The following is a 17,825-nucleotide window of genomic DNA, read 5'->3' as shown; positions in this document are numbered from 1 at the left end:
TCAAAGAGGAGACCCCGTGCCCCAGGACACCTACGACTACGACGTCATAGTCGTCGGATCAGGCTTCGGCGGCTCGGTCACCGCCCTGCGCCTCACGGAAAAGGGCTACAAGGTGGGGGTGTTGGAGGCAGGCCGCCGCTTCACCCCCACCACGCTCCCCAAGAACTCCTGGGACCTCAAGAACTACCTCTGGGCCCCCAAGCTCAACATGTACGGCATCCAGCGCATCCACCTGCTCGGCAACGTCATGGTCCTGGCCGGCGCAGGCGTGGGCGGCGGCTCCCTCAACTACGCCAACACCCTCTACGTCCCCCCGAAGCCGTTCTTCGAGGACCCCCAGTGGCGCGACATCACCGACTGGGAGGAGGAGTTGACCCCGTACTACGACCAGGCCCGCCGCATGCTCGGCGTACGCCTCAACCCGACGATGACTCCGTCGGACGTGCACCTGAAGGCGGCGGCCCAGCGGATGGGCGTGGGCGACACCTTCCACATGGCCCCCGTCGGCGTCTTCTTCGGCGACGGCAAGGACGCCGAGGGAACGGCGAAGGCACGCCCCGGCGAACGGGCCGCCGACCCGTACTTCGGCGGCGCCGGCCCGGACCGCAAGGCCTGCACCGAGTGCGGCGAGTGCATGACGGGCTGCCGGCACGGCGCCAAGAACACCCTGAACGAGAACTACCTCTACCTCGCCGAGAAGGCGGGCGCGAAGGTCCACCCGATGACCACGGTCGTGTCGGTGACGGACGACTCGCAGGGCGGCTACGCGATCGCCACCCTGCCGACCGACGCGCGCCGCACATCGGAGGGCCGCACCTTCAAGGCCCGTCAAGTCGTCCTCGCCGCCGGCACCTACGGCACCCAGACCCTCCTGCACCGCATGAAGGCGGGCGGGCAACTGCCGTACCTCTCCGAGAAGTTGGGCGAACTGACCCGCACCAACTCGGAGGCGCTGGTCGGCGCCCAGACGAACAACCGCCGTTACCGCAAGGCGACCGGCACCCGGCAGGTCGACTTCACGCGCGGGGTCGCGATCACGTCCTCGATCCACCCCGACGAGAACACCCACATCGAACCGGTCCGCTACGGCAGGGGCTCCAACTCGATGGGCGGCCTCTCCATCCTCCAAGTCCCTTACGCGGAGGGCTCGTCGAGGGCACTGGGCTGGCTGGCGAACGCGGCGAAGCACCCTCTCCTGGTCCTGCGTTCGCTCTCCAACCGGCGTTGGTCGGAGCGGACCATCATCGGCCTGGTGATGCAGTCGCTGGACAACTCCCTGACGACGTACCTGAAACCGGACGGTGTGGGCAAAGGGTTGTTGACGGCCCGTCAGGGACACGGCGCCCCCAACCCCAAGCAGATCAGGGCGGCTTCGGAGGGCGCGGCGGCGATCGCCGCCGAGATCAACGGCTTCGCGGGCTCGAACGTCGGCGAGTTGATGGGCACCCCGCTCACCGCCCACTTCCTCGGCGGCTGCCCCATCGGCGCCTCCCGCGAGACCGGTGTGATCGACCCGTACCACCGCCTCTACGGCCACGCCGGCATCTCGGTCGTCGACGGCTCGGCGGTCTCCGCGAACCTCGGCGTCAACCCGTCCCTCACCATCACGGCACAGGCCGAGCGCGCGATGTCGTACTGGCCCAACAAGGGCGAGCCGGACCCGCGCCCGGAGCAAGGGCTGTCGTACGAACGCCTGACGCCGGTGGAGCCGAACCAACCCGTGGTCCCCGAGGGCGCGTTCGGCGCGCTGAGGCTGCCGTTCCTCGGGATACCGACGGTGCCGCCCAAGTCGTAGCCGATCAGGGGTACTCGAACGGTCGGCACAAGCAGAAGGACCTGCGCCCCCCTCCGAGCGCAGGTCCTTCCTTGTGCGGCGAGCCGCGTGTTACGCGCTCGCCCCGCTCTTGCGCCGGCGCACCATGACCACCGCGGCGGCACCCGCGACGACGGCGGCGCCGCCGACGAGGCCGATCACCGGGAGCGCGGAACTGGAGCCGGTCTCGGCGAGGTTGCCGGTCGGGAGGTCGGAGACCTCGCCCTGCGGCTTCTTCACCGAGGTGTCCTTGTCACCGGTGCTCGGGGTGGCGGTGCCCGGGTCGGTGTTGGTGGAGCCGGCCTTCAGGACCTCGAAGTCGTACTGGGCCCAGCCCTCGGCGATGCAGTCCTGGCCCTTGATGTTGTCGAGGTAGGCGCCGGAGCCGAAGGAGTAGGCGTCGCCGGCCGGGGCCTTCGCGCTGATGCTGACGCGCAGGTCGACGGTCTCGCTCTTACCGGACTTCAGGGCGTTGATGTAGAAGAAGTAGTCGCCGGCCCACTCGTCGTTGCCGATCCGGTCCCACTTGCCGGACTCGGGGTTCTTGAACTCCAGGTCCACGTAGGGGCTCAGGAACTTCGACTCGTCGAGCTCGTAGTTCTCGACCTCGGCGTAGAAGGCGACGCCGTCGACCGTGGTCTTCGACTTGTTGGTGACGGTCAGCTTGAAGCCGTGGAAGCCGTCGCCCGCGACGATCTTGCCCGGCAGGCCCTTGATGTCCGCGGACACCTTGGCGTCGGAGAAGTCCTCGTCCAGGTCCTCGCAGAACGGCACGTCCGGGTCGGTCGGCTCCTCGCTCGGCTCGGCCGAGGTGGAGGGCGTGGCCGACGTGGAGGCGCTGTCGCTCGCCGTGGGCGAGGTCGAGTCGCTCGGGAGGGTGCTGCCGGACGGCGACGCGGAGTTGGAGTCGGACGGCGTCGGGGAGGCCGAGTCGGACGGCGAAGCGGAGACGGACTCGCTCGCACTGTCGCTCGGGGTCGGCGACGTCGACTCCTCCGCGAACGCGGCGGGCGCGGAGAGCAGGGCGAGGGGAGCGATGACGGCCGTCGCGGCCGCCGCGGCCATGGCACGGCGCAGCTTCATGAAGTCCTCGGGAAGTCCGGTGTACTGCGGCAGCGCAGCACGCTGGGCGGAGGGCTCCGCGTGTGGGGCGCGGGTGTGGCCCTTGGTTATGCAGGTGAGACCCGGGAAACCAGTGAACGGTTGTGCCCACTCTCACCGGATTCTTATGTGGGCTGTGTCACACCCAAGTTCTCCTTGTGAACAGGCTTTCGGAACGTCTAGAACTTGGGGACGTGTCTGACAAGCCTGCCGAGGAACCGTCCTCGACCCCGGAGATCCCCGACGATGTCTGGGAACAGTTCGCCCGCGACACGGAGCGCGACATCCGTGCCTCCGCCCCGAAGGAACCGTCCGCCCGCGCCCGTGAGGTGACCGAGCGGCTGAAGAAGGCCGAGAGCAAGGGGAAGGGCAAAGGGAAGGGCAAGGGGAAGGGCAAGGGGAAGGCCGAGCGCCAGGAGCCCGAGGGCTGGCGGACCGGTCCCGCCTGGCAGGAGATGAACGGGCGGGCCCGGCGCAAGCGCCGCGCGTGGGCCGTCCTCGGCATCCCGCTCGCCCTGGCCGTCGCGCTGGTCGCGATGAAGCCGTCGCTCATCCCGGGCGACCCCTTCCACAAGGGCGGCGAGGGCGGCAAGGACAGCCCGGACGCGGTCGCCTCCCCGCTCGCGCCGGAGACCGCCGCCCCGACCGCCGCGCCCTCCGCCGTGGACCCCGAAACCCCCACGCTGGACCGGCCGTTCGCCGGTTCACCCGCGCTGAACTGGGCGGACGGCGCGGCCGGCATCGTCCTGCCGCCGGCGAAGGCGGTGGGTGTCTTCTCGAAGGGGCAGGTCCAACTCGCCCTGAAGCAGGCCGAGAAGTTCCTCGTCGACGCCAACCTCAGTCCGAAGACGATCGTCGGCGCCCGCCCGACCGCCGCGCTCTCGGTGCTGGACCCGAAACAACCCGGCATGATCGCCGAGTTGAACACGTCCCTGAGTACCCCGACCAGGGCCCACGACCCCCTGATGATGTTCAGCCGCTTCGCCCCGAAGGACGTACGGCTCGTCGGTGACGTCGTGAAGACCCGAGGCCGGATCAGCTTCAAGAAGGGCGAGCACTCCGGCGTCGCGATCCACGCCGACTACACCTTCGTCTACCCGGTCGTCCGCGCCGACGGCTCCACCGAGGTCACCCGCACCATCGTCCGCCGCGTGCTCGACCTCCAACTCCTCGACCCCACCCGCTACCAGGTCACCTCCGGCCGGCTCAGCGTCGTCAGCTACAACGCGGACTTCGGCAACAGTGCCTGCGACGTCTACGACGGCTACTTCCACCCGGCCTTCTCGTCGGTCTCCTCGTCGGAGCCCACGGGAGCCGCGCCGTCCGGCCCGACGACGGACCCGTACGACCGGAGCAAGGGGATCGGTGAGGGTGAGGGCGAGAACGAGACGTGCGGGACGGTGTCACGCACCTGACGGCCGTGAGCTGACCGGCCGTGTGGTGAACGGCCGTGTGCTGATCGGCCGTGTGGTGAACGGCCGTGTGCTGACGGGCCGTTGAGGACGAGCGAAGGGCCCCGCGGGACGGAGCCGCGGGGCCCTTCTCCGTCAGCACCGACGTCAGGGCAGCGCCGGTGCCTGGGAGCGGCGCCGGGGGGTTGCGCCGCTTGTCTCAAGTGCCCTGGGTCGGCGCCCCGGCGCACACGGGGCGCGCGCTTGGTCTCGACCTTTGGCGGGGGTCCGGCAGAGGGACAGTGCACTGCAATGCGGTTGTCTGCATGGGGACTTGGGGTTCGGGGAAGCCTCAGGGCCCTCTACGTATCGTGCTGGATGGACGCGGCCTTCGCAACCGTTCGATCCGGTTTTGTGCATTTTTGCAGTTTCCGCCGGGCGGCCCCGGGCGTCCCCGGAGCCGACCGTTCTCTTGGGTGACCGGGCTGCTGTCCCCTGCCGTCCGGTCACGACCCTGGAGCGAGGTCCCACGACGCACGGCACGATCCGTACGTCTCATCGCCCCAGCCGAGCCACGCGTGGTTCTTTCGGGCCCGCCCCTGGCTGGCGCGGACACCACCCCCAACGAAGCGGTTCGCGAGGCGGTCACGCGCCGTACGGGTGAGAGCGGCACCGAACTCAGATACGACCCCGGGACAGTTCGAGCAGTGTCATGGCCAGCGAGGTGCCGGGCTTGCCGAGCGCGGCACTGTAGTGGCTGAGGATCTCGTTCTCCCGGGTAAGGCTCACCCGCCGCCCACCCGACGCGATCCGCGCCTCCTGGACTACGGCGGACACGGCGACCCGTTCCTGGATCAGACCGATGATCCGGTCGTCCAGGGCGTCGATGCGCTCCCGGGCATCGGCGATGGTCTGCTCGGGCGTGCTGGTGGTCATGAGGATCTCCTCGTCGCGGAACGGCCACCCCCGACCGACAACCCCCGGAAAACGACAGGCGCCCCGGGCCTTGTCGGCCCGGGGCGCCTGGAAAGTCGCTCGTCAGTAACTCAAGCAGCTCGACCATGGCAGCCGGCGGACCGGTTGCCATAGGTAAAGAGGGAGGTCGGGTGCGTGAGCATGGGGGGAGTATGGCACAGGCCCGGGAGTCTGGGGGCGGAGCCCTCGGGGACGACCAGATGCCCCACCCGAGCCCCGTCACACAGGCACGACCAGGTGTCCCACCCGAGCCCCGTTAGAATCGATGACCAGAACCCCGCCCAACCGCCGGAAGGCCCCCGTGTCAGCAGCGACCCCCGCCCCCGACACCGTCCTGGTCGTCGACTTCGGCGCGCAGTACGCCCAGCTCATCGCCCGCCGCGTCCGCGAGGCCCGGGTCTACAGCGAGATCGTGCCGAGCACCATGCCGGTCGCCGAGATGCTCGCCAAGAACCCGGCGGCGATCATCCTCTCCGGCGGCCCCTCGTCGGTGTACGCGGAGGGCGCCCCCCGCCTGGACCGCGAGCTCTTCGACGCCGGCGTCCCCGTCTTCGGCATGTGCTACGGCTTCCAGCTGATGGCCACCACCCTCGGCGGCACCGTCGACAACACGGGCGCCCGCGAGTACGGCCGTACGGAACTGCACGTCTCCAAGTCGTCCTCCACCCTCTTCGAGGGCACCCCGGACGAGCAGTCGGTGTGGATGTCGCACGGCGACGCCTGCTCCGCCGCCCCCGAGGGCTTCACGGTCAGCGCGTCCACGGACGTCGTCCCGGTCGCCGCCTTCGAGAACGACGAGAAGAAGCTCTACGGCGTCCAGTACCACCCCGAGGTCATGCACTCCACGCACGGCCAGCAGGTCCTGGAGCACTTCCTGTACCGCGGCGCGGGCCTCACCCCGAACTGGACCACCGGCAACGTCATCGACGAGCAGGTCGCCGCGATCCGCGAGCAGGTCGGCGACAAGCGCGCCATCTGCGGCCTGTCCGGCGGTGTCGACTCCGCCGTGGCCGCCGCCCTCGTCCAGAAGGCGATCGGCTCCCAGCTGACCTGCGTCTACGTCGACCACGGTCTGATGCGCAAGGGCGAGACCGAGCAGGTCGAGAAGGACTTCGTGGCCGCGACCGGCGTACAGCTGAAGGTCGTGGACGCGGAGGAGCGCTTCCTCACCGCGCTCGCCGGGGTCTCCGACCCGGAGCAGAAGCGGAAGATCATCGGCCGCGAGTTCATCCGCGTCTTCGAGCAGGCGCAGGCCGAGATCATCGCGGACGAGGGCCCCGAGGTCGCGTTCCTGGTGCAGGGCACGCTCTACCCGGACGTCGTCGAGTCCGGCGGCGGCACCGGCACGGCCAACATCAAGTCCCACCACAACGTGGGCGGCCTCCCCGAAGACCTCGAATTCCAGCTCATCGAACCGCTCCGCAAGCTGTTCAAGGACGAGGTCCGGATGGTCGGCCAGGAGCTGGGCCTGCCGGACGAGATCGTCCAGCGCCAGCCCTTCCCGGGCCCCGGCCTCGGCATCCGCATCGTCGGCGAGGTCACCAAGGACCGTCTCGACCTGCTCCGCGAGGCCGACGCGATCGCCCGCGAGGAACTGACCGCGGCCGGCCTCGACCGCGACATCTGGCAGTGCCCGGTGGTCCTCCTCGCGGACGTCCGCAGCGTCGGCGTCCAGGGCGACGGCCGCACCTACGGCCACCCGATCGTCCTGCGCCCGGTCTCCTCCGAGGACGCGATGACCGCCGACTGGTCCCGCCTGCCGTACGACGTCCTCGCGAAGATCTCCACCCGCATCACGAACGAGGTCGCCGACGTCAACCGGGTCGTCCTCGACATCACGTCGAAGCCGCCGGGCACCATCGAGTGGGAGTAGGCCCTTCTTGAGGCTCAGGTCCGCTTGAGCGTGCGCACCGGCTCGCCGGGGTGCCAGACCTGAGTGACGAGATACGTCTCGTCCTCGACGAAGGTCCGCACGACCTCCGTCACCTCGGTGCGGAAGAGGTGGAACGGCTCCGGCGGTTCCACCTCTTCCCTGTACGCCCCCTTCACCCCGGCATCCGTCACCTCCACCGCCCGCCCGCCGACCCGTACGTCCCCGCCGCCCATCTCCGTACCCGCCCCCGGATTGGCCTGGAGCGCGAACCGCGGATCGCGCCGCAGATCCAGCGCCTTGAGCGAGTCGGGCATCATCCCGAGCCACAACTCCCCGTCCAGGAACCGCACTTCGATCCCGCTCGTCCGAGGCGACCCGTCCTTGCGCAGTGTCGCGAGGACGTGATGGGTGAAGACCCCGAAGCGCTTCTCCACGGTCGCGGCGAGTTCGGGTTCCGCGGCGACGAATACCGCCCAGTTCGCAGTCATACGACCACTGTCCCGCCGATACCCGACACCCACTGTCCGGATTCGCGAAGGACTCAGGACGGACTCGGGAGGGACTCGGTCGGGACTCGGCACGGCCCCAGAAGGCACTCGGAAGGCACCCGGGCACGCTTGGTGCCGCATCTTTACAGAACACCACTGCCCTTTTCGCCTCACCGACGGTAACTTCCGCCGGTAACAGGAACCCAGTGCTGGAGGACCGATGCACGGGCCGACACCGCCCTCCCCCCTGCCCACCGACCGGCTGCGGTTCGCCATGCCGCCGATGCACGAGTCGGTCGAGGACGAACGCCGGCACCGCAAGGAACGGCTCGCGGGCGCCCTGCGCCTGTTCGGCCGGTACGGCTTCGAGGACGGGGTCTCCGGGCACATCACCGCCCGCGACCCCGAGTTCAGCGACTGCTTCTGGGTCAACCCCTTCGGGATGCCCTTCCGGCACGTCACCGTGACCGATCTGGTGCTGGCCAACTCGGACGGCCAGGTGCTCCAGGGCCGCCACCACGTCAACCAGGCCGCCTTCACCGTGCACTCGCAGGTCCACGCCGCCCGCCCGGACGTCGTCGCGGTCGCCCACTGCCATTCCGTGCACGGCCGCGCGCTCTCCGCCCTCGGCGACTTCCTCGACCCGATCAGCCAGGAGAGCTGCGCGTTCTACGAGGACCACGCGCTCTACGACGCCTACAGCGGTGTCTCCGTCGACGCCGAGGAGGGCAAGCGGATCGCCACCGCCCTCGGCTCGCGCAAGGCGCTCGTCCTGCGCAACCACGGACTGCTGACCGTGGGCGACTCGGTGGACGCGGCGGCCTGGTGGTTCCTGTCCATGGAACGCTCCTGCCAGGTCCAGCTTCTCGCGAAAGCAGCCGGCCGCCCTCTCCTCATCGACCACAAACTCGCCGTCGCCACCCGCGAACAGACCGGCGGCGACCTCGTCGCGTGGATCAACTACCAGCCCCTGTGGCAGGACATCAGCCGCAGCGAACCGGACCTCCTCAGCTGAGGCCCCTACCGGAAACCCCGCAGCACCGCCGCCTTGGTCATCGTGAACTCCTCGTCGGTGAGCACTCCTTCCCGGTGCAGCTCGCCCAACTCCCGCAGCCTGCGCAGGAGTACGTCGTGATGGTCGGCCGGAGGCGGGACGACCGCCGCCCGTCGGGGCCGGTCCGCGAACTCGCCGTTGTCGCCTTCGTGTTCGCGGGCCGACGGATGCGGCAGCCGCGCGGTCACCGCCGTCGCGACCAGCGCCGTGAGCAGGTCCCGGCGGGTGCTGCCCCACAGATCGAGGGCGTACGGGTCCTTCTCCGGCGGCAGTTTGGAGAACACCGTCTCGCGGGTAACGAACCGCATGAACCCGTCCTCGTAACCGGAGTTGGGCAGCCACTCCACCTGGACCAGGTCGCCCACGGCGACTATGCGCGGCCCGGTGGCCCGCTTGACGCGCTCCGAGGTGTCGGACCAGTCGATGCGCACCTGGGCGCCGTCGAACGACACCGTGCCGTCGGACGAACGCACCGAGACCGGCACCGGCGGGCCCGGCAGGAGATACGCCTTGGTGGGGTCCTTGGGGATCTGGTCGAGGAGCAGCCCGTGCCGGATCTCCTCCGCCACGTACTCGGCCACCCCGGACCGGTCGATGTCCACGATCAGCCGGTACGGATCCGCCGCGTCCGGCAACCGGCCGCCGGTCGCCTGGAGCAGCGGGTCCGCACCCTCGCGCAGCCTCAGCCGCAGTCGGCCACGCTTGCGTTCGGGTTCGTAGACCACGCCCGCGACGGCTTCGAGGGGCACGGCGATCTCCCCGTACGTCTGCCGGAACAGTGGCACGGAGCGGTGAAGTCCCGGCGTGATACGGACCGTTGTGCCGTCGAAGGCCCAGGTCCCGTCGCGCTGGATGATCTCGGCCATAGGGAAATTCTCGCAGCCGGGTCAACACGGCGGCCGTCACTTCACCCGCGCTGACCAGACCTGCCGGACGCGGGCCGTGTCCCGTAGGGCACAATCCGCTGTTGTCGTACGGGAGTTGCAAGGCGGTGGCCAAAGGCTTCGGAGCCGGCCGCCGAACGTGAGGGTCCGGGGTCGCGGGCCGAGGGGCATGGGGAAGGCAGGCGTCGGGCGTGGCGGTGCAGGAGGCGAGACAGGGCGGCGAGCACGTCGGTGTCCACGGAGGCGGCTGCACCTGCGGGGACTGCCCGCACGGAGCACGTGAGGGGCATCGGCGCGCGGTCGCCGCGTTCCTCGTCAAGCGGGACGGCTTCGCGGCTGGCGAGGGCTTGCCCGCGGCGGTGGCGCACTCGGTGTCCGCCTCCCGACAATGGGTCTCGGACGAACTGACCCAGTCCGCCGACGTCGTCGCCGAACGCGGACGCGCCGAGGGCGGCGCCTGGCTGGCCCGCCTCTGGCACCGCACGGCCTTCGCGGTGTGGAGCGCCTTCGTCGTGCTGCTCCTGGTGCAGGCGCTCACCGCGATCGGCGCGGGCTGGACGGCGGCCCGCACGGCCGGACTGCTGGCCGCGCTCTTGGTCGCCGGTGCGCTGACGGCTGCCTCCTGGTTCCACCGGGCGCGCGGTGGGGCGCTGGCCCCGGTCATCGGTGAGGACAACAGGCTGTCGACCTCCCGTGCCGTGGCCGTGTCCTGGGTGCTGTTCGTGGCGTACGCGGTGCTGGTCCTGGCCGGCCGCCTCGCCGCCGCCTCCGACCACGCCGAACGCGACACCCTCATCTCCGGCCTCGAACTCGCCCGCGGCGCCGGGGTGGTGACCGTCCTCGCCGTGGTCTGCGCGATCGCCGTCCTCGTCCGCCGCGTCGTCGGCCTGCGCGTGCTGGGCCAGCGCCTCCAGAAACTCCCCGCCGACCGCCCCCGCGCCGCCGACCTCCTCACCGACGACGCCGGCCGCGGCACCTTCGCCGACATCCAGTACGTCGCGATCAGTGCCGTCGCCCTCGTCTTCGTCGCCGTACGCCTGGCCCGCCGCCCCGACCAACTGCCCGACCTGCCCTGGGGGTTGGCGGTGGTCGTGCTGATCTCGGCCGCGACATACCTGGCCGGCAAGTACGCGGAGGGCGGTCGCCCGGTCATCCTCTCGGTGGTGCGCTCCCGCGAGGCGGGCGACCTCGACGCGCCCATCCGCACGGGCGACGACATCGAGATCCGGGGCGCGGGCTTCGTCCCCCCGGGTGCCCAGACCGCCGACCGGCTCTCCCGGATGGTCGTCCGCATCGGCCCGGTCAACGTCCATGTCCCCCTGGTCCCCGTCACCGGCGGCTTCTCCAACCCGACGGACACCCTCCTGACCGTCCCCGTCCCGGTCGACGTCGAGCCCGGACGCGTGGAGGTACAGGTCGTCACCGCGGCGGGCGTGGAGACGAACGCCTGCGTCGTCGACGTCACGGACTGACCCCCTCGACGGACCGACCACCGCAGGCGTCGTGCCAAGGTCGCGAAAATTCGTTGAAGCATGATTGAGCGGGTCCCCCTATTCGTACGTATGGTCTGTTGAGGGGTCACGGCACAGCAGGCGAGAGGCGGCCACGGGCGATGACTCACGGCACTCGAATGGATACGCAAACCCCATACCTAGACGGCGACCGGGGCTGGCGGGACACCGCCACCCGATACGCCCTGCTGCCATTGCGCGTCTTCCTCGGCGTCACCTTCATCTACGCCGGCCTGGACAAACTCACCGACAGTGCCTTCATGAAGTCCTCCGGCGCCGGCTCGATCGGCGAGACGATGCGCGCGGTCCGCGACTCGGCGGCGATCCCGGCCTTGGTGGACCTGGCCCTGAAGAACCCCGTCGGCTTCGGCTACGCCATCGCCTTCGGTGAACTAGCCGTCGGCATCGGCACGTTGATCGGCCTGCTGGCCCGCCTCGCCGCACTCGGCGGCGCGCTGATCTCGCTCAGCCTGTGGCTGACCATCAGCTGGGCCAACGACCCGTACTACTACGGCAACGACCTCGCCTACCTGATGGCCTGGCTGCCCCTCGTCCTCGCCGGCGCTTCGATGTTCTCCTTCGACGCGGTGATCCGCGGAAGGCGAAGGCAACGGGCGGGCGGCTACCGGTAGTTCCCGAGGAGGGAGCCGCCGGCGGTGAAGCCGCCGGGCTCCTTCCGGGCGGGCTGTCCGTCCCGTTCGTAGACGATCTTCAGCCGGATATGTCCGGACCGGGGTCGGCCGTGTTCCCGCGGCCGGCCCCTTGGCGTCTGCGGACCGCGCCGTTGACGCCCGCCACCAGACCGGCCAGGACCAGGCCGACCGTGACCAGCGGGATCACCGCGAACCACTCGGTCACCCACAGCCCGCCCGCGTCCCCGGCGTAGACCACGCCCGCGGCGGCGAGGAAGAGACCGGCGACCAGCTTCCCGGGCTGGAACTCATGACGCAGCACGGCTGACCTCCGCCTGTCCGACGCCGACCTGGAGGTCCAGGTCCAGCGTGCCGATGCTCTTGACGCCCGTCGCCGGGGTCAGGGTGACCTGCTTGTGCTTGCCCGGCTCCACGTCCACGTCCTTCTTGTCGTCACCGGGCAACTGGATGTCCCCGACGCGTACGTGCACACTCAGCCGCACCGTCACGTTCGGCGGCACGATCACCTTCAGCTGCCCGACGCCCACTTCGGCGTCCGTCGCGACCGTCTGCCCGTTGGCCAGCCGCAGCCGGGTCAGGTCGAGTGTGCCCACCCCGTTCCCCAGGTCGTACTTCTGCCGTACGTCCGCCACCGCCGCGGGCTGCCAGGTGAGGTGCTCCCAGTGCGTGGTGAGGTCCTTGGGCAGGGCCGCCGAGGCGGCGAGCAGGCCGGCCGTGACGATCGCGAGGAACACCGAGCCCGCCCCCGTACGCCCGAGGAACGCGCTGATCGCGATCCCCAGCCCGAAGACGACGAGCGCACAGGCCAGGCCCGCCTGGAGGCTGGTGCCGAGCGCCTGGTCGTCCCATTTCGCGGCGGTGCCGAGGCCCCCCGCGAGCAGGGCGAGGAGGAACACCCAGCCGCCGATCCAGCGCGGCCCGCGCGTTTTCGGGGGCAGTGGGCGCGGGGCCCGCTGATCCGCGGGCCAGTGCGGGTAGGAGGGGGCGAGCCTGACGTCGATCACGTCCGCGATGTCGCGGTCGCGGGAGTCGCCGGGGCCCCACAGATAACCCGTGCCACCGACGTGTGTGCCGTCCTTGACGATCGGATCACGCCACCAGGAGGGGTAGGCGGTGGCCACCGGCGGCGCCTGGGCCTCCGGCGGGGCGTCGGCTACGGCCTGAGCGGCGAGCGGGTCGGGGTCGGGGGCGCCGCGCTGCTGCGACCAGTACCCCGCACCCGCCAGCAGGAGGGAGAGGACGACGGCGAAGGTCAACACACTGGCGTTGTTCAGCATCGACAGGAACACGCCGCAGCCGACCAGCGCGAACAGCACGGCGGCCAGGGCCTGGCCGTCCACGCGGCCGGTGAAGAGCTTGCGGACCTCGTTCTCCTCCTCGTCGTCGTACGGGACGAAGAGCCATGCGAAGCCGTAGAAGATGAGGCCGATGCCGCCCGTCGCCGAGAGCACGGCGAGCGTGATCCGGAAGATCACCGGGTCCATGTCGCACTGCCGCCCGAGCCCCGCGCACACCCCCGCGAGCACCTTGGACCGCCGGTCCCGCCGGAACCGGTGCGGAGCCGCGGCCGCGATGCCGCCGCCGGGCACGGCACCCGGCGCAGAGGCGGCACCCGCGCCGGGCACGGCGTCCTGCGGCCCGCCGCCCGCTTGCGGACGTGGGCCGGAGCCGGGTCCCTGACCCGTCGCGGCGCGCTCGTGATCTGTCATGCGTCCATGCTGCCCGCCGCGAGCCGCCGATGGCAGTCGGGACGACCCTGGCCGAACCCTGAAATCCGCCCTGACCCGGACCGGGGGAGTGTTCGAGGGGCTGCGGTGCGCGGGGGTGGGCGGTGCCGCGAGCTGTTCGCCGGGCGGACGCGGTCGTCGCGGGCGGCCGGTCGCCCGCCGGGCTTCCCGCGCCACGGCGACTGACATCGAGACCGGCACCGCGACCGGCTCGTGCGGCGGTGCCGGTCGGATCTCCCGGAGAAGCCAGCGGCTCACGGACTGCGGCGGTGGGTTGTCTGCCGGGTTTACGTGCCATGGCGGCCGGCTCCGCGGCCGGGTCGTGTGCCGGTGGCGCTCGGATCTTCCGCAGCCGTCAGCGGCCCACGGATCGCGGCGGCGGGTTGTCTGCCGGGCTTACGTGCCATGGCGGCCGGCATCGCGGCCGGGTCGTGTGCCGGTGGCGCTCGGATCTTCCGCAGCCGTCAGCGGCCCACGGATCGCGGCGGCGGGTTGTCTGCCGGGCTTACGTGCCATGGCGGCCGGCATCGCGGCCGGGTCGTGTGCCGGTGGCGCTCGGATCTTCCGCAACCGCCAGCGACACCACGGACCGCGGCGGCCGGTTGCCTGCCGGGCTGTCGGGCTGCCGGGCGACGGCGGCCGGTATCGCGGCCGGCTCGTGTGCCAGTTGCGCTCAGATCCCCCGCAGCCGCAGCCGCAGCCGCAGCCGCAGTCGACCCGTCGATCACGGACGCTCGCCTCACCCTCCGGCCCGGCGACCCGTCAGAACCCCCGCCGCACGCCGTTTTCGCGGGCCGAGCGCGCTGGATTCGAAGATCAGGGGAGTCTCGGGGGTCGACCCTGATGCCCCGGGCGGCGGGGCGTGTGAACATCGGTGGCATGCCGGAAGCCGCAGCACTGCCCGCCGAGGACCCGCGGCCGCCGCGCAAGCTCTACCGCAGCAGCGACGGACGCTGGCTCGGTGGTGTGGCGCGGGGGCTCGCCGGGCATCTCGGGCTGCCGGTGATCTGGGTGCGGCTGGTGTTCGTGGGACTGTTCCTCGCGGACGGACTCGGCGCGTTGCTGTATGCCTCGTTCTGGTTCTTCGTGCCGCTCGGCGTCGGCGGCGTCGCCGGTCAGCGGCCCCCGTCGCTCGTCTCCACCGAGACCTCGCCGGACGGCCGCCGCAGACTCGTCGCCCGCAAGCCGGACAAGGGCCAGATCGTCGCGCTCCTCCTCATGGTCGTCGTCGCGCTGGTCTTCGTCGGCAATGTGAACCTGGGCAACGGCGCCAAGGCCTATCTCTTCCCGACCGTCCTCGTCGGCGCGGGCGTCGCCCTCGTCTGGCGCCAGGCGGACAACGCCCGCCGCGCCCGCTGGGCCGAGGTCGGCAGCCGCCGCCGTACGCTCAGCCTGCTGCGCGCGGGCGGCGGCGTCCTGCTCGTCACCGCCGGTGCCACCGCGATCTTCGTGCTCCAGGGCTCCGCCGACCACCTCGGCTCGGTCCTCCAGGCCGCCCTCGCGGTCCTCGTCGGCATCACTCTGCTCGCCGGCCCGTACCTCGTGCGGATGACCCAGGACCTCTCCGAGGAGCGCCTGATGCGCATCCGCGCCCAGGAGCGCGCCGAGGTCGCCGCCCATGTCCACGACTCCGTGCTGCACACCCTGACCCTGATCCAGCGCAACGCGGAGAGCCCGAACGAAGTGCGCCGCCTGGCCCGCGCCCAGGAGCGCGACCTGCGCGCCTGGCTCTACAAACCGGAGGGCACCGGCAAGGACGAGGCCGACGAACCCGACACCCTCGCCGAGGCGGTGCGCCGCAGCGCGGCCGAGGTCGAGGACAAGCACGGCGTCCCCATCGAGGTCGTCATCGTCGGCGACTGCCCCCTCGACGAGAGAATCGGCGCCCAGATGCAGGCCGCGCGCGAAGCGATGGTGAACGCGGCCAAGTACGGTGGCGAGGGCGGCGCCGTACAGGTCTACGCCGAGGTGGAGGGGAAGACGGTCTTCGTGTCCGTCCGTGACCGCGGACCGGGCTTCGACCTGGACTCGATACCCGCCGACCGCATGGGTGTCAGAGAATCGATCATCGGCCGTATGGAGCGCCACGGCGGTACGGCACGACTGCGCGCGGTGCCGGACGGCGGCACCGAGGTCGAGCTGGAGATGGAGAGGGTGGAGAAGACGTCATGAGCGACGCGACCGAGACGAACGAACCGGCGGAGCCGACCGGCGGGAGCGCGGGCGGGCGTCACGTGCGCGTGGTCCTCGTCGACGACCACCGCATGTTCCGTACGGGGGTACAGGCCGAGATCGGCCGCACCGAGGAGACCGGAGTCGAGGTGGTCGGCGAGGCCGCTGACGTCGACCAGGCGGTCACGGTCATCACCGCGACCCGCCCCGAGGTGGTCCTTCTCGACGTCCACCTCCCGGGCGGCGGCGGGGTCGAAGTCCTGCGCCGCTGCGCCCCGTTGATGAGTGACGCCGAGCAGCCCGTCCGCTTCCTCGCCCTGTCCGTGTCGGACGCGGCGGAGGACGTGATCGGGGTGATCCGCGGCGGTGCGCGCGGCTACGTCACCAAGACGATCACCGGCACGGATCTCGTCAACTCCATCTTCCGGGTCCAGGAGGGCGACGCGGTCTTCTCGCCCCGCCTGGCCGGCTTCGTCCTCGACGCCTTCGCGTCGACCGACGCCCCGCCGGTCGACGAGGACCTCGACCGCCTCACCCAGCGCGAGCGCGAGGTGCTCCGCCTCATCGGGCGCGGCTACGCCTACAAGGAGATCGCCAAGCAGCTGTTCATCTCGGTGAAGACGGTCGAGTCCCATGTCTCGGCGGTGCTGAGGAAGCTCCAGCTGTCGAACCGGCACGAGCTGACGCGGTGGGCGACGGCACGCCGACTGGTCTGACCCGTAAGGGAGTTCACCCGGGCCTTTGGGGGATTCCCCGGGAGCTTCACACCACCCGGGTCGCCCCCGCGAACGGCATCTCGTCGATCGGCGCCAGTCGCACCGGAGCCGTCGGGTTCGGGGCGTGGATCATCTGGCCGTCGCCGACGTAGATGCCGACGTGACTGATGCCCGAGTAGAAGAACACCAGGTCGCCGGGGCGCAGTTCGGACCGGGAGACCCGCTGGCCGGCGTTGATCTGGGCGTAGGTCGTGCGGGGCAGGGAGACCCCGGCGGAGCTGTACGCGGCCTGCACGAGACCCGAGCAGTCGAAGGCGTTGGGGCCGGTCGCGCCCCAGACGTAGGGGCTGCCGAGCTTCTGGTAGGCGTAGGAAACGGCCGCCGCGGCACGGGAGTTGGGGGCGTCGGCCGTAGCGGCGGAGGAGCGGGGCGCGGCCAGGGCGCCCCGGGCCGTCGTGGAGGAGCGTGACGCGCGGCCCGTGCCGCCGGTCGTGCCGTCCCCGACCTGGGCCCGCTGCTGCGGGGTCAGGCCGGACAGCAGCCGGCGTGCCTGGTCCAGCTTGCCGTTGATGGTCTTCTTCTGCTTACCCAGCTCCGCCTGCCGCGACTTCAGCGAGGTCAGTTCGATGTGCGCGGCGCCGCGCAACTGCTCGATCTCCCGCAGCTGTTGCCGTACGAGTTCGACGGCCGTCGTCTGCCGGTGGCCCACCCGGTCGGCGAACTCGGCGCCGGCTAGATACCGTTCGGGGTTGCTGGAGAGCATGAGCTGCACCGCGGGGTCGATCCCCCCACTGCGGTACTGGGCGGCGGCGACGTAACCCAGCGAGTCCCGGGCCGAGTTGAGCTTCTCCGTCCTGCGGGCCGCCTCGTCCCGCAGGGTGTTCAGCTGCTTCTCGGCCGCGTCCGCCTTCTCCTTCGCGCCGTCGTACTTCTCGGTCGCGACCTCCGCCTCCTGGTACAGCTTGTCCACCTTGGTCTTGACCTGGGTCGGTGTCAGCTGTGGCTCGGCGTGCGAGGTCCCGTCGAAGCCGGTCGCCGTCGCCGCGCCCGCGAGGGCGATCGTCGCCGCCGTCCGGGCTGTGTTGCCGCTGAGCGAGCGCTGTCGGGGCTTGCGGTGCGCTGCCACGTGGACTGCACGTCCTTTCGTACGACCGCCGGGGGAGCGGGCGATTGCGCGTCCGGCGGCGGCCCGCACAGGGGGAGCGGGCCGCCGCCGGACATTCTTCGGCGGTGGTGGCCGACTGCCGCCCCTGGTCCGGGCGGCGTTGGGGAGCCGGTCACCTGGTGGAGGACGCTAAACCTGATGGTGACGGCCCGGTAACGCATGTGCACAACTGACATGAGGTGATCGGCAATTGACCGCAAGTGACGTTGATCGCGGTCCGGGGCCGCCGCCTTCACGCGGAGCGCTGACCGAAGCGGCGGTTCCGACGCGGGGCGGGACGGTGCGGTGCTATGGGCCGCATA

Annotated in this window: 15 protein-coding genes; 8 read left to right on the top strand and 7 right to left on the bottom strand. The window is 70.9% G+C overall.

The window, feature by feature from the left end; genetic code table 11:
* The first annotated feature begins 16 nt into the window (after positions 1-16).
* Complete coding sequence (locus OG226_RS21005; RefSeq protein ID WP_328679986.1) at positions 17-1,795, top strand: GMC family oxidoreductase; 1,779 nt, start codon at positions 17-19, stop codon at positions 1,793-1,795.
* 90 nt (positions 1,796-1,885) lie between these two features.
* Here OG226_RS21005 and OG226_RS21000 read toward each other — a convergent pair whose 3' ends face one another.
* The gene (locus OG226_RS21000) at positions 1,886-2,896 is read right to left on the bottom strand and encodes an LAETG motif-containing sortase-dependent surface protein (protein ID WP_329349712.1); all 1,011 of its coding nucleotides are present in this window, start codon (positions 2,894-2,896) and stop codon (positions 1,886-1,888) included.
* Positions 2,897-3,108: 212 nt separating this feature from the next.
* On the opposite strand from OG226_RS21000, the gene OG226_RS20995 reads away from it, so the two are divergent.
* Positions 3,109-4,329: a hypothetical protein gene (locus OG226_RS20995; RefSeq protein WP_328679983.1), complete on the top strand. Its 1,221-nt coding sequence runs from the start codon at positions 3,109-3,111 to the stop codon at positions 4,327-4,329.
* 654 nt (positions 4,330-4,983) lie between these two features.
* On the opposite strand, the gene OG226_RS20990 is transcribed toward OG226_RS20995, so the two are convergent.
* The gene (locus OG226_RS20990; protein ID WP_328679981.1) at positions 4,984-5,241 is read right to left on the bottom strand and encodes a chorismate mutase; all 258 of its coding nucleotides are present in this window, start codon (positions 5,239-5,241) and stop codon (positions 4,984-4,986) included.
* A gap of 340 nt (positions 5,242-5,581) precedes the next feature.
* Here OG226_RS20990 and guaA point away from each other — a divergent pair, with 340 nt between their 5' ends.
* Positions 5,582-7,153, top strand: coding sequence for a glutamine-hydrolyzing GMP synthase (guaA, locus tag OG226_RS20985; RefSeq protein WP_327401854.1), 1,572 nt, complete (start codon positions 5,582-5,584; stop codon positions 7,151-7,153).
* A 14-nt stretch (positions 7,154-7,167) separates the two neighbouring features.
* Here the strand turns inward: guaA and OG226_RS20980 are convergent, their stop codons facing one another.
* The gene (locus OG226_RS20980; protein ID WP_328679978.1) at positions 7,168-7,641 is read right to left on the bottom strand and encodes a pyridoxamine 5'-phosphate oxidase family protein; all 474 of its coding nucleotides are present in this window, start codon (positions 7,639-7,641) and stop codon (positions 7,168-7,170) included.
* Between the two features lie 220 nt (positions 7,642-7,861).
* Between OG226_RS20980 and OG226_RS20975 the strand changes: the two genes are divergently transcribed.
* On the top strand, positions 7,862-8,656 hold the full coding sequence (locus OG226_RS20975) for a class II aldolase/adducin family protein (protein ID WP_328679976.1): 795 nt from the start codon (positions 7,862-7,864) through the stop codon (positions 8,654-8,656).
* Positions 8,657-8,661: 5 nt separating this feature from the next.
* On the opposite strand, the gene OG226_RS20970 is transcribed toward OG226_RS20975, so the two are convergent.
* Positions 8,662-9,561: a DUF4429 domain-containing protein gene (locus OG226_RS20970; RefSeq protein ID WP_329349711.1), complete on the bottom strand. Its 900-nt coding sequence runs from the start codon at positions 9,559-9,561 to the stop codon at positions 8,662-8,664.
* Between the two features lie 209 nt (positions 9,562-9,770).
* Here OG226_RS20970 and OG226_RS20965 point away from each other — a divergent pair, with 209 nt between their 5' ends.
* Together OG226_RS20965 and OG226_RS20960 are read left to right on the top strand one after the other, a co-directional pair.
* Entirely contained in the window at positions 9,771-11,051 is a 1,281-nt protein-coding gene (locus OG226_RS20965; protein WP_329349710.1) for a hypothetical protein, read from the top strand.
* A 140-nt stretch (positions 11,052-11,191) separates the two neighbouring features.
* A complete protein-coding gene (locus tag OG226_RS20960; RefSeq protein WP_328679972.1) occupies positions 11,192-11,722 on the top strand; it encodes a DoxX family protein in 531 nt (176 codons plus the stop codon).
* Between the two features lie 79 nt (positions 11,723-11,801).
* Here the strand turns inward: OG226_RS20960 and OG226_RS20955 are convergent, their stop codons facing one another.
* Both OG226_RS20955 and OG226_RS20950 read right to left on the bottom strand, forming a co-directional pair.
* Positions 11,802-12,044: a hypothetical protein gene (locus OG226_RS20955; protein ID WP_328679969.1), complete on the bottom strand. Its 243-nt coding sequence runs from the start codon at positions 12,042-12,044 to the stop codon at positions 11,802-11,804.
* Complete coding sequence (locus tag OG226_RS20950; RefSeq protein WP_329349709.1) at positions 12,031-13,452, bottom strand: PspC domain-containing protein; 1,422 nt, start codon at positions 13,450-13,452, stop codon at positions 12,031-12,033. The genes OG226_RS20955 and OG226_RS20950 overlap by 14 nt, the downstream gene beginning before the upstream one ends.
* An 861-nt stretch (positions 13,453-14,313) precedes the next feature.
* Here OG226_RS20950 and OG226_RS20945 point away from each other — a divergent pair.
* Both OG226_RS20945 and OG226_RS20940 read left to right on the top strand, forming a co-directional pair.
* The gene (locus tag OG226_RS20945) at positions 14,314-15,642 is read left to right on the top strand and encodes an ATP-binding protein (protein WP_329349708.1); all 1,329 of its coding nucleotides are present in this window, start codon (positions 14,314-14,316) and stop codon (positions 15,640-15,642) included.
* Positions 15,639-16,358, top strand: coding sequence for a response regulator transcription factor (locus OG226_RS20940; RefSeq protein ID WP_329349707.1), 720 nt, complete (start codon positions 15,639-15,641; stop codon positions 16,356-16,358). The genes OG226_RS20945 and OG226_RS20940 overlap by 4 nt, the downstream gene beginning before the upstream one ends.
* A 46-nt stretch (positions 16,359-16,404) precedes the next feature.
* Here OG226_RS20940 and OG226_RS20935 read toward each other — a convergent pair whose 3' ends face one another.
* Complete coding sequence (locus tag OG226_RS20935; RefSeq protein WP_329349706.1) at positions 16,405-17,484, bottom strand: C40 family peptidase; 1,080 nt, start codon at positions 17,482-17,484, stop codon at positions 16,405-16,407.
* Between the last annotated feature and the right edge of the window lie 341 nt (positions 17,485-17,825).

It is taken from the genome of Streptomyces sp. NBC_01261 (genome assembly GCF_036226385.1).
Taxonomy (GTDB): Bacteria; Actinomycetota; Actinomycetes; order Streptomycetales; family Streptomycetaceae; genus Streptomyces.
Note: the sequence above shows the minus strand (reverse complement) of the source record. Positions and strands in the feature narration are given on the sequence as shown.